Source organism: Stenotrophomonas sp. SMYL11 (assembly GCF_036320005.1).
GTDB classification, from domain to species: Bacteria; Pseudomonadota; Gammaproteobacteria; order Xanthomonadales; family Xanthomonadaceae; genus Stenotrophomonas; species Stenotrophomonas maltophilia_A.
Genome location: NZ_JAWIRS010000026.1, coordinates 1 through 11,345, shown reverse-complemented (window position 1 = coordinate 11,345; position 11,345 = coordinate 1). Strand labels below are relative to the sequence as shown.

5 protein-coding genes and 1 pseudogene are annotated in these 11,345 nt (G+C 67.4%); 3 read left to right on the top strand and 3 right to left on the bottom strand.

Annotated elements, in window-relative coordinates:
* Positions 1-133: 133 nt before the first annotated feature.
* From V3B46_RS21470 to V3B46_RS21460, 3 genes are read right to left on the bottom strand one after another with little or no spacing between them, the layout of a single operon-like run.
* Complete coding sequence (locus tag V3B46_RS21470; protein WP_329892861.1) at positions 134-706, bottom strand: YceI family protein; 573 nt, start codon at positions 704-706, stop codon at positions 134-136.
* Between the two features lie 3 nt (positions 707-709).
* Positions 710-1,282, bottom strand: a complete 573-nt coding sequence (locus V3B46_RS21465; RefSeq protein ID WP_005410672.1) for a cytochrome b — start codon at positions 1,280-1,282, stop codon at positions 710-712.
* A gap of 10 nt (positions 1,283-1,292) precedes the next feature.
* Positions 1,293-1,925 carry a YceI family protein gene (locus V3B46_RS21460; protein WP_106468862.1) on the bottom strand — a complete coding sequence of 211 codons (633 nt, stop codon included), beginning with the start codon at positions 1,923-1,925 and terminating at the stop codon, positions 1,293-1,295.
* Positions 1,926-2,089: 164 nt separating this feature from the next.
* Here V3B46_RS21460 and V3B46_RS21455 point away from each other — a divergent pair, with 164 nt between their 5' ends.
* The 3 genes and pseudogenes from V3B46_RS21455 to V3B46_RS21445 all read left to right on the top strand — a co-directional run.
* Complete coding sequence (locus V3B46_RS21455) at positions 2,090-5,635, top strand: sensor histidine kinase (RefSeq protein WP_329892860.1); 3,546 nt, start codon at positions 2,090-2,092, stop codon at positions 5,633-5,635.
* Positions 5,636-5,731: 96 nt separating this feature from the next.
* A complete protein-coding gene (locus tag V3B46_RS21450; protein WP_329892859.1) occupies positions 5,732-9,259 on the top strand; it encodes a hybrid sensor histidine kinase/response regulator in 3,528 nt (1,175 codons plus the stop codon).
* Positions 9,260-9,580: 321 nt separating this feature from the next.
* Positions 9,581-10,972, top strand: a pseudogene (locus tag V3B46_RS21445) (ATP-binding protein); the annotation flags it as partial.
* Positions 10,973-11,345 lie beyond the last annotated feature (373 nt).

Genomic DNA, 11,345 nt, shown 5'->3' with positions numbered 1-11,345 from the left:
TGTGGTTCAGGCCTGGCTGGCCGTCGATCGGTAGTGCCGGCCGCTGGCCGGCAACTGCCCGCGTCGGTGAGGTTGCCGGCCAGCGGCCGGCACCACCGGAGATGATGGCCGGGGCGGTGCCCCGGCCCGTTGATCATTTCGCGTCGAACTTCACGATCGTGCTGATCGCGGTTTCGTCCGGGATGGTCTTGGTGTCGGCCCAGTCACCGCCACCCACGCCGAAGTCCAGGCGCTTGACCGTGGCCTTGCCGGTCAGCACCGGCTGGGTGCCCGGCTTCCAGGTGAAGGCGAGGGTGACCGGCTTGCTGACGCCGCGCAGTTCCAGGGTGCCATCGGCGGCGAACTGGTCGTTGCCCACCGCACGGAAGCCCTTGGCGGTGTAGCGCGCAGTGGCGAACTTGCCGACGTTGAAGAAGTCGGCGGTCTGCAGGGTCGAATCACGGTCGCTGTTGCCGCTCTTGGCACCGGCCAGCGGAATTACCACGTCCAGCGAACCGGCGGCCGGGTTGGCCGGGTCGAAGCTGAGTTTGGTGGCAAAGCCCGGGAAGCTGCCGGTGAACACTTCACCGTCGTACTTGGTGGCGAACACCAGGATCGAACCGGCGCCGGGAGCCTGCGCGTAGTCGGCGGCGAGCGCCGGGGCGGTGGCCAGCATGCCGGCCAGGGCGGCGGCCACGGCGGCCGGGGTGGTCAGTTTCAGGTTCATCGGTCAGTCCTTCTGAGGGGAGGCAAGCCAGCCACGCGGCAACATGCGGGACAAGGTCGCATCGCGCTGGAACAGGTGGTGGTAGAAGGCGGCACCGGCATGAGCCAGCACCACCGCGATCAACAGCCAGAAGCCGTATTCGTGGATGGCGTGGGAGACCGCAACGACCTGCGGGTCCGGGCCGCTCAGCTTGGGCACATCAACCAGGCCGAACCAGCGGAACGGGCGCAGGCCACTGGCCGAGTCGTACAGCCAGCCCGACAGCGGAATGGCAAACATCAGCACATACAACAGCACGTGGGTGGCGCTGGCGATGCGTTCCTGCCAGCTGGGCACGCCCGGCACCGGCTTGGGGGCGCCGGCATACAGGCGCCAGCCCAGGCGGAACAGCACCAGCGCCAGTACGGTAATGCCGATCGACTTGTGTGCGGTGTAGACCCAGAAGTACTTGGGGGTCTTGGGCAGTTCGCCCATGGTCAGGCCGACCACGCCCAGGGCGAGGATCAGCAGTGCGATCAACCAATGCAGGATCTGGCTGACACTCCCCCAGGCGGCGGGGGTGTTCTTGGCGGTCATGAAAGGTCCTCTAGCGGGCCGTCTTGGGGTCGGAGTGCGGATCGGGAGCGGGAGTTCCCGGGGCGTCGCTGCGGTCGAGGGTGGCTTCAGCCTCGATCCTCAGCTGTACTGCATCACCGATGACGCCCGGCCAGGCGGTGATGCCGAACGCGCGCCGGCTCAGCGTGGTGCTGGCGGAAAAACCGGCGGTGCGTCGAAACGGGGGGAGGGGGTAGCGCTTGATGGCATTGAGGGTCACGTCCAGGGTGACTTCCTGGCTGACGCCGCGCAGGGTCAGGGTGCCGATCACGTGCGCACGCTTGGCATCAATCGGTTCGACCCGGCTGGAGACGAAGCGTGCGCTGGGGAAACGCTCGCCGTCGAGCAGGCTGCGGGCCAGCGTGGCCTGGTTCCATTTGGCGTCACCAAGGTCCAATCGCGACACGGGGACCTCGACGTCCAGCGTGGCTTCGCGCCAGTTGTCGGGATCGAACTGCAGGCGCCCCTCACTGCCGGAGACCGTGCCCATCGCCTGCGAGTAACCCGCGTGGTCGATGGTGAACAGCACACGCGTATGCACCGGATCGAGGCGATAGGTATCTGCATCCGCCCAGGCGGGGGCGGTGGCGAGCAGCATCGGCAGCAGGGCCAGGCAGGGACGCATCGATGGCGGGCTCCGGAAGGGGACGTTGCGATCATACGCACAGCCCCCTGCCAACGTTGCGTGCATGGCTGCAACAGTTCGTGGTGGGTCCACCGGTGGAAACAGCCTGTTGCAGCCATGAACCCGGCCCTGTGTGACAATCGGGACAGGACAGGGGGTTCAGGATGACGAGCGGTTGGCGCCTGTGGTGCCGAGGCATCGCGGGAATGGGGCTGCTGCTGATGGCGTTCGCCACGGCGGCCACGGCCCTCGACATGGCGGAAACACCGCGCCTGCGCCGTTTCGGTGCAGCTGAAGGCATGCCCTCGCGCATGGTGCTGGCGCTGGCCGAGGACCGCCAGGGGCATATCTGGGCGGCCACCGATGGTGGCCTGGTGCGCTATGACGGGGGCACCCTGCGGGTATGGGAACACGATCCGGAACAGCCGGGTTCGCTGCCCGGCAATGAGATCGAAACGCTGCTGGTCGATCCACTGGACCGTATCTGGGTCGGTATCAACGGCAAGGGCGTGGCTCGCCTGGATGCCGACCGCGAGCGGTTCAAGACCTTCGATGCGGTCAATGGCCCGTGCCTGGGCCAGTTCTGGACGCTGGCCTACGCCGAGGATGCGCTTTGGATCGGCACCAGCAGTCATGGGGTCTGCCGGTACGGAGAGGACGGCAGCCTGCACTTCTTCAAGCACGACCCGGCCCGTCTGGACGGCCTGCCCAGCAACACCATCTACAGCAGCCTGGTTGACGCGCAGGGGCGACTGTGGATCGGCACCGAGGCGGGCATTGCGCGTTGGAACGGGACCGGATTCGAGGCTGTCGCGCCGCGTGAACTGGGGGCGCTGAGTGTGTTGCGCCTGAGCCGCGACCCCGATGGCTCGATCTGGGCCGGCAGCCAGAATGACGGCCTCTACCGTATCGATGCGCAGGACCGGGTCAGCCGTCCGCGCTGGGCCGACAGTGCACGCCTGCGTTCGGCACTGGTGCTGGCCGATCGCCAAGGCGGTTACTGGGCGGGCACCTCCGATGGCCTGTTGCGTGGAGATGCCAGCATGCTGCGGCGGCTCGACGGCGACCGCGGCAGTGGCTTCCTCACTGCCCAGAGCGGTGTGCTTGATCTGATGCAGGACCATGAGGGCGGATTGTGGGTGGCGCTGCTAACCCAGGGCCTGGCCTACCTGCCGCCGGACTGGCGCCGGTTTTCGATCTGGAACCAGCTTGACGGCAAGCCGCTGGACAGCCAGTACCTGCTGAGTGCAGCCAGTGATGGCCGGAATTACTACGTCGGCTCAGCGCATGGCGTGTACCAGCTGGACGCGCAGGGAGAGCTGAAGCTGTTGGCAAGTGATCGCGAGATCGGCAGCGGGGCGGTGTGGTCGGTGCTGCCGCGGCCGGATGGGCGCCTGTGGCTGGGGCGTGCCGGCCGCATCAGCGTGTATGACCCGGCGACACGCGCGCTGCATGACTGGCACATCGACGGTGGCGCCGACCTGCGCCAGCGCATCGACCTGATGCGCCAGGCACCCGATGGAACGATCTGGCTTTCGGTGATGAACCTGGGCCTGCAGCAGCGCAGTGCCGATGGCCGTGTGCTGCGCAGCTATCCGCTGGACGATTTCCGCAAGGCGGCCGATTCGCCTATCGAGCAGATCCGTTTCGACGCCCAGGGCAAGGTCTGGGTGATGGGAGACCTGGGCATCTGGCGCGAGCAGGCCGGGCGTTTCGAGGCGGTGCCGGGGGTCTCGCGTGGTCTGATCTACGATCTGGTGTGGGTTGATCCGCAACAGCTGTGGCTGGCCCGCCAGGGCGCACTCGAGCGCTACCAGTGGGATGGCATGAGCCTGCGCCTGATCCAGCGCATTGATGGAAGCGCTGGTGTGCCGCCGGTCAGCATGGGTGGCCTGGCGCTGGCCGAAGACGGCCGCCTGTGGGCGACCACGCCACGTGGCCTGCTGCGGTGGGACCCGAAGACGCGCCGCCTGCAGCTGTTCAATGAACGCGATGGCCTGCCCGACGCCGAGTTCACCAGCAGGCCGCCGGCGGTGAATGCCGATGGTCGAGTGCTCGCGGTGGCCCAGACCGGCCTGGTCGTGTTCGATGTGAATGCTGCCGATGCCGTGTTGCCGCCGTCGTCGCTGGTGATCGCCGAGGTTCGCGTGCGGCGCGATGATGCCCGCGGCTGGCAACCGCTGCCGACCACCGGCACACTGTTGCTGGGGCCGGATGATCGTGATCTGCAGATCAATGCTCGACTTCTGTCGTACGCCAATCCGCAGGGCAACCGTTACCGCTTCCGGGTGCGGGGCTACGACCAGAACTGGGTGGAGCAGGGCGGTGACGGCCAGCGCACGCTGTCGCGGCTGCCGACCGGCAGCTACGTCATTGAAGTGCAGGCAGCCACCGCCAGTGGCGCATGGACGCCTTCGCAGCATCTGCAGGTGAAGGTGCTGCCGCCCTGGTGGCGCAGCGGCATGGCGATCTTCGGCTACATCCTGATCGGCTCGCTGCTGCTGCTTATCCTGGTGTGGTCGATCCGTGCGCGCCTGCGCCGCCGCCAGCAATGGCAGTTGACCGTGCACAAGCAGCAACTGGCAGAGCAGGCCTCCCAGGCCAAGAGCCGGTTCCTGGCCACGCTGGGCCATGAGGTGCGCACGCCGATGACCGGTGTGCTCGGCATGAGCGAGTTGTTGCTGGCCACCCCGCTGGATGCGGTGCAGCGCAGCTATGCAGGCTCGATCCAGCAGGCTGGCAGCCACCTGCTGCGGCTGGTCAATGACGCGCTGGATCTGGCCCGCATCGAGGCCGGCCGGCTGGAGCTGGACCTGCGCCCGTTCGATCTGGCTGGCCTGCTCGACCAGGTGCAGGCGTTGATGGAGCCGATGGCGAAGCAGCGCAACCTGGGGTTCCAGCGTGGGGGCGATCCGCCGGGGCCGATCAGCGTCAGCGGCGACGAGATGCGCGTGCGGCAGATCCTGCTCAACCTGCTGGGCAATGCAATCAAGTTCACCGAGCGCGGGCACGTCGGCCTGGCCGTGCGCCTGGAGGAGAACGGTGGCGGCCTCTGCTTCGAAGTGCATGACACCGGCCCGGGCATCAACGCCGAGCAGCAGGACCGGCTGTTCCATCGCTTCGAACAGGCGGACGGCCCGCGCACCGCGTCGCGCTATGGCGGCAGCGGGTTGGGCCTGGCGATCTGCCAGGAGCTGGCCGTGGCCATGAACGGACGCATCGAAGTGGACAGCCAGCCGGGCAAGGGCGCGCGATTCCGGGTGTGGTTGCCGCTGCCCTGGATCCGGCAGGCCGCCAATGCGCCGGGCGAGTTGCCGGTGCTGCCGGTGCTGCCGCCGCTGCGCATCCTGCTGGTGGAAGATGACGCGACCGTGGCCGAGGTCATCGCCGGCCTGCTGCGTGGCCGTGGCCACGACGTGGTGCACGTGCTGCATGGCCTGGGCGCGCTTTCGGAGATTGCCACCGATGGTTTTGACGTGGGCCTGCTCGATCTCGATCTGCCCGCGCTGGACGGCACCGCCATCGCTCGCCAGCTGCGCACCATGGGCTATGAACTCCCCCTGGTGGCGGTCACCGCGCGCTCCGATGCCTACGCCGAGACCCAGGTCCTGGCGGCCGGGTTCGATGGCTTCCTGCGCAAGCCGGTGACCGGTGACATGCTGGTGACTGCCATTGCCCAGGCGCGCGCAAAACGACAAACCGCTCTTTGAATGCGCCAGCGCCGGGCGTGAACGGCGCGACTTTCGGTTTACCATGCCGACGCCCGTAGTGCGGGAATCATCAGAAGCAGCGTGAGGAGGCAATCGGTGGTGTATCTGCGGGCGGCGATGCTGCTGCTGGTCCTCCTGTGCTGCCTGTCGCCCGCTGCGGCGCAGCCGGTGCCACCGAGCCCGCGCCAGGTGACGGTGTTTGACGGCCTGCCGTCCAATACCGTGAACCGCATGGCCGAGGATCGTTACGGTTACCTCTGGATCGCCACCAACGACGGTCTGGCCCGCTACGACGGGCGCAACTACCGGATCTGGCGCTCGGAAGACGGCCTGCGCGACAACCGCATCTGGACGGTGCTGGTCGATGCCCGCAACCAGCTCTGGATCGGCACCGAGAATGCAGGCCTGGTACGGATGTCGGCCGATCGCCGCCAGCTGCATTTCTACGACCGCAGCAGCCAGCCGTTGATGGGCACCAACACGGTCTGGAGCCTGGCCACCACGCCGGATGGTTCGGTCTGGTTCGGCACCCACGAAGGTGGTCTGTACCGCCTGGACAACCAGGACCGGCTGCAGCGCTTCCTGCCCGAAGCGAACAACCCACGCAGCCTGCCGGCCGCATCGGTGCCCTATCTGGCAACCCTGGCCGATGGCAGCCTGTGGATCGGCACCAAGCATGGCGTCGCGCGCTGGACCGGCACGGACTTTGAACGGGTTGGTGCCGGCATCGTTCCCAGCCTGCTGATCAATGGCCTGACGGCCGAGCCCGATGGCAGCCTCTGGATCAGCACGATGGCCGGTGCCATCGTGCGTCGTGCCGATGGTCGTTTCGAGGCACCGTCCTGGAAGCTGCCCGAAGGCGAACAGGTGCTGGGCATGATGCTGCGCGACGAGCAGGGCGGGCACTGGCTGGACACCCGCACCGGCCTTGGCCGCGCGGTCGATGGCCAGTACCAGACCGTGCCACTGTACAGCGCGGTGGCGCGTGGCCCGGTACGCCCAAACTGGACCGGCGCCTACGAGGATCGCGAGGGTGGCATCTGGCTGGCCAGCACCAACGCCGGCCTGTGGCACCTGCTGCCGCGCTGGTGGCAGTTCTCGGTGCTGTCGCGGCTGGAGGACGACCCCCGCTCGCTGCGCAATGCCTTCGTGCTGGGTACCAGCCCGTCCAGCAACGGCGGCATCTGGACGGTCGGCAGCCACGGCGCGCTGGACCGCTTCGATCCGAAGACCGGCCGCATCGAACAGCACCGCACCTGGGTCAACGGCATGCATTGGTTGACCTCGGTGCGCGAGGATCGCCGCGGCCAGGTCTGGATCGGTTCCAACGACGCGCTGCTGCGCTATGACCCGAAGCGGCGTGATCTGCGCCGCTGGGGCCGGGATGCCGGCGCCGACGCGACCATGGAAGGGGTCATCGAATCGATGATGACCTGTGATGGTGACAGCCTCTGGCTGATGCTGCCGTCGGGTCTTCAGCAGCGCGATCTGGATGGGCGCCTGCGGCGCCAGCTGGACAATGGCCAGCGCGGATTGCAGCAGGGCCAGCTCAATCTCGATGTTGAATGCGGGCCGCAGGACCATATCTGGCTGGCCAGCAGCCGAGGCCTGCTGCAGTGGCTGCCGCAAAGCGAGCGCTTCCAGCCGGTGCCGGGCGCACCGGCGACCGCGATCCATGCACTGCACGTGGGCAGCGATGGCCAGGTCTGGCTGTCCGAGGATGGCCGCCTGTCGCGCTACCGCTGGAGCCAGGGCCGGCTGGAGCGGCAGGCCGTAATCGGTGCCGAGCAGGGCTACCCGGCGATCTCCGCTTCGGGGCTGGTGGTCGATGCACAGGGGGTGGCGTGGGCAACCAGTGCGCGTGGCCTGGTGCGCATCGGCGCCGATGGCCAGAGCGTGCGCCTGTATGGTGTGCATGACGGCCTGCCGAGCCAGGAATTCCGCGAGCACACGCTGGTGATGTCGGGAGACGGCCATCTGGTGGCGGGTACGCCGGCCGGTGTGGTGGTGTTCGACCCGGAGCAGGTGCGGCCCTCGATGCGGCGTGCGCCGCTGGTGATCGAGCGGGTGGAGGTGCGCCGCAACGAGCAGGTGCTGGACCTCACCCACGACACTCCGTTGCAGATCGCCGATGGCGATCGCGATCTGCGCATCGTCGCGCGCCTGTTGTCGTTCGCCGATTCGGCGTCCAATACCTATCGTTACCGGTTGGCCGGCTATGACCCGGACTGGGTGGAAGTGGGACCGGCCGGTGAGCGCCTGTTCTCGCGGCTGGCACCGGGCAGCTATCGGCTGGAAGTGCAGGCGCGTTCGGCCGACCATGTCTGGTCACGGGTGCAGAGCCTGGAATTCCGCGTGCAGCCACCGTGGTGGCGCAGCCTGTCCGGCCTGCTGGTGCTGGCCTCGTTCGCGCTGCTGCTGACCAGCTGGTTCGCCTGGCTGTACCGTCGCCGCCTGCAGCGTCGCCACGCCTATCAGCTGGCGCTGCACAAGCAGGAGCTGGCCGAGCAGGCGTCGGCGGCCAAGACCCGCTTCCTGGCCAACCTTGGTCATGAGATCCGCACGCCGATGACCGGTGTGCTCGGCATGAGCGAGCTGCTGCTGTCCTCACCGCTGGATCCGCAGCAGCGCGGCTATACACAATCAATCCGCCACGCCGGCGAGCACCTGCTGCATCTGGTCAACGATGCGCTGGACCTGGCGCGGATCGAATCGGGCCGTCTGGAGTTGCAGTCCAAGCCGTTCGCGCTGAGCTGCCTGCTGCAGGACCTGGCGGCGCTGATGGGCCCGTTGGCTGCACAGAAGGGCCTGCGCTTCACCCTCGACAACCAGTTGCCGCCCGGCCTGCAGGCCACCGGCGACTCGATGCGGGTACGGCAGATCCTGCTGAACCTGCTTTCGAATGCGGTCAAGTTCACCAGCCGCGGCACCATTACCCTGCACGCGCGCAGCGACGCCGAGCTGCGATCTCTGCATTTCGAAGTGCGCGACACCGGCCCCGGCATCAGCCAGGAGCAACAGCAACGCCTGTTCCGCCGCTTCGAGCAGGCCGATGGTGCACGTACCGCGGCGCAGTACGGCGGCAGTGGCCTGGGCCTGGCGATCTGCCGCGAACTGGCGCATGCGATGCAGGGGCGGATCCAGGTGGAGAGCCAGCTCGGTCGCGGCACCTGCTTCGGCGTGACGTTGCCGTTGCCGATGGTGGTCGATGCCGATGCCGAAGCAGATGGTGAAACGCACCGCGAGGACGCGGCCAACATGCCGCCGTTGCGGGTACTGCTGGTGGAGGACGACGCGACTGTGGCCGATGTGGTGCGCGGGCTGCTGAGTGCGCGCGGGCACGAGGTGGTACATGCGGGCCATGCGCTGGCGGCACTGCGTGAGATCAGTGCCGGTGATTTCGACGTCGGCCTGCTGGATCTCGACCTGCCGGGCCTGAGCGGCTTCGAGTTGGCCCAGCATCTGCGCAACCAGGGCTACATGCTGCCGCTGCTGGCGGTGACCGCGCGTACCGACCCGGACCTGCAGCAGCAGGTGGAGGCGGCCGGCATCGGTGGCTTCCTGCGCAAGCCGGTGACCGGGGAACTGCTGGTGGAAGCGATTGCCCGGGTGATTGGAAGGTAGGGTTTATTGCAGGGCTTGCAGGCCTGCACCTGCAGAATCAACGTCAACGTCAAAAGCCTGCATTCCGTGGGATGGCGGGGTGGGTCCGGTTGAGGGGGACGCCGTAAACCCGTCCATGGGGGCTTGGTCGCGGCATCCATGCCGCTCACACCCCCTCAACCGGCCCCACCCCGCCTTCGACAGTTTTCCGCGACCTGTCGGAGCACGGGGTCGGATCCCGTTGCTGCGCAACGGGCTCTGACCCCAATCTGGAATTCGATATCTGACAGATGTGTCGACCAAGGTCGACACCTACCAACAACCGCGCGTTCCAACAGTCGCGTGGAAGTGGGACCGGCCGGTGAGCGCCTGTTCTCGCGGCTGGCACCGGGCAGCTATCGGCTGGAAGTGCAGGCGCGTTCGGCCGACCATGTCTGGTCACGGGTGCAGAGCCTGGAATTCCGCGTGCAGCCACCGTGGTGGCGCAGCCTGTCCGGCCTGCTGGTGCTGGCCTCGTTCGCGCTGCTGCTGACCAGCTGGTTCGCCTGGCTGTACCGTCGCCGCCTGCAGCGTCGCCACGCCTATCAGCTGGCGCTGCACAAGCAGGAGCTGGCCGAGCAGGCGTCGGCGGCCAAGACCCGCTTCCTGGCCAACCTTGGTCATGAGATCCGCACGCCGATGACCGGTGTGCTCGGCATGAGCGAGCTGCTGCTGTCCTCACCGCTGGATCCGCAGCAGCGCGGCTATACACAATCAATCCGCCACGCCGGCGAGCACCTGCTGCATCTGGTCAACGATGCGCTGGACCTGGCGCGGATCGAATCGGGCCGTCTGGAGTTGCAGTCCAAGCCGTTCGCGCTGAGCTGCCTGCTGCAGGACCTGGCGGCGCTGATGGGCCCGTTGGCTGCACAGAAGGGCCTGCGCTTCACCCTCGACAACCAGTTGCCGCCCGGCCTGCAGGCCACCGGCGACTCGATGCGGGTACGGCAGATCCTGCTGAACCTGCTTTCGAATGCGGTCAAGTTCACCAGCCGCGGCACCATTACCCTGCACGCGCGCAGCGACGCCGAGCTGCGATCTCTGCATTTCGAAGTGCGCGACACCGGCCCCGGCATCAGCCAGGAGCAACAGCAACGCCTGTTCCGCCGCTTCGAGCAGGCCGATGGTGCACGTACCGCGGCGCAGTACGGCGGCAGTGGCCTGGGCCTGGCGATCTGCCGCGAACTGGCGCATGCGATGCAGGGGCGGATCCAGGTGGAGAGCCAGCTCGGTCGCGGCACCTGCTTCGGCGTGACGTTGCCGTTGCCGATGGTGGTCGATGCCGATGCCGAAGCAGATGGTGAAACGCACCGCGAGGACGCGGCCAACATGCCGCCGTTGCGGGTACTGCTGGTGGAGGACGACGCGACTGTGGCCGATGTGGTGCGCGGGCTGCTGAGTGCGCGCGGGCACGAGGTGGTACATGCGGGCCATGCGCTGGCGGCACTGCGTGAGATCAGTGCCGGTGATTTCGACGTCGGCCTGCTGGATCTCGACCTGCCGGGCCTGAGCGGCTTCGAGTTGGCCCAGCATCTGCGCAACCAGGGCTACATGCTGCCGCTGCTGGCGGTGACCGCGCGTACCGACCCGGACCTGCAGCAGCAGGTGGAGGCGGCCGGCATCGGTGGCTTCCTGCGCAAGCCGGTGACCGGGGAACTGCTGGTGGAAGCGATTGCCCGGGTGATTGGAAGGTAGGGTTTATTGCAGGGCTTGCAGGCCTGCACCTGCAGAATCAACGTCAACGTCAAAAGCCTGCATTCCGTGGGATGGCGGGGTGGGTCCGGTTGAGGGGGACGCCGTAAACCCGTCCATGGGGGCTTGGTCGCGGCATCCATGCCGCTCACACCCCCTCAACCGGCCCCACCCCGCCTTCGACAGTTTTCCGCGACCTGTCGGAGCACGGGGTCGGATCCCGTTGCTGCGCAACGGGCTCTGACCCCAATCTGGAATTCGATATCTGACAGATGTGTCGACCAAGGTCGACACCTACCAACAACCGCGTGTTCCAACAGTCGCCGTTACCCACAGCCGCGTGAACCTGTCGGAGGTGTGGCGGGGTGGGGGTGGA

Excerpts from the sequence above, each read along its gene's own strand:
- V3B46_RS21455 (WP_329892860.1), top strand. The coding sequence starts at position 2,090 with ATGACGAGCGGTTGGCGCCTGTGGTGCCGAGGCATCGCGGGAATGGGG.
- V3B46_RS21460 (WP_106468862.1), bottom strand. The coding sequence starts at position 1,925 with ATGCGTCCCTGCCTGGCCCTGCTGCCGATGCTGCTCGCCACCGCCCCC.
- V3B46_RS21465 (WP_005410672.1), bottom strand. The coding sequence starts at position 1,282 with ATGACCGCCAAGAACACCCCCGCCGCCTGGGGGAGTGTCAGCCAGATC.
- V3B46_RS21470 (WP_329892861.1), bottom strand. The coding sequence starts at position 706 with ATGAACCTGAAACTGACCACCCCGGCCGCCGTGGCCGCCGCCCTGGCC.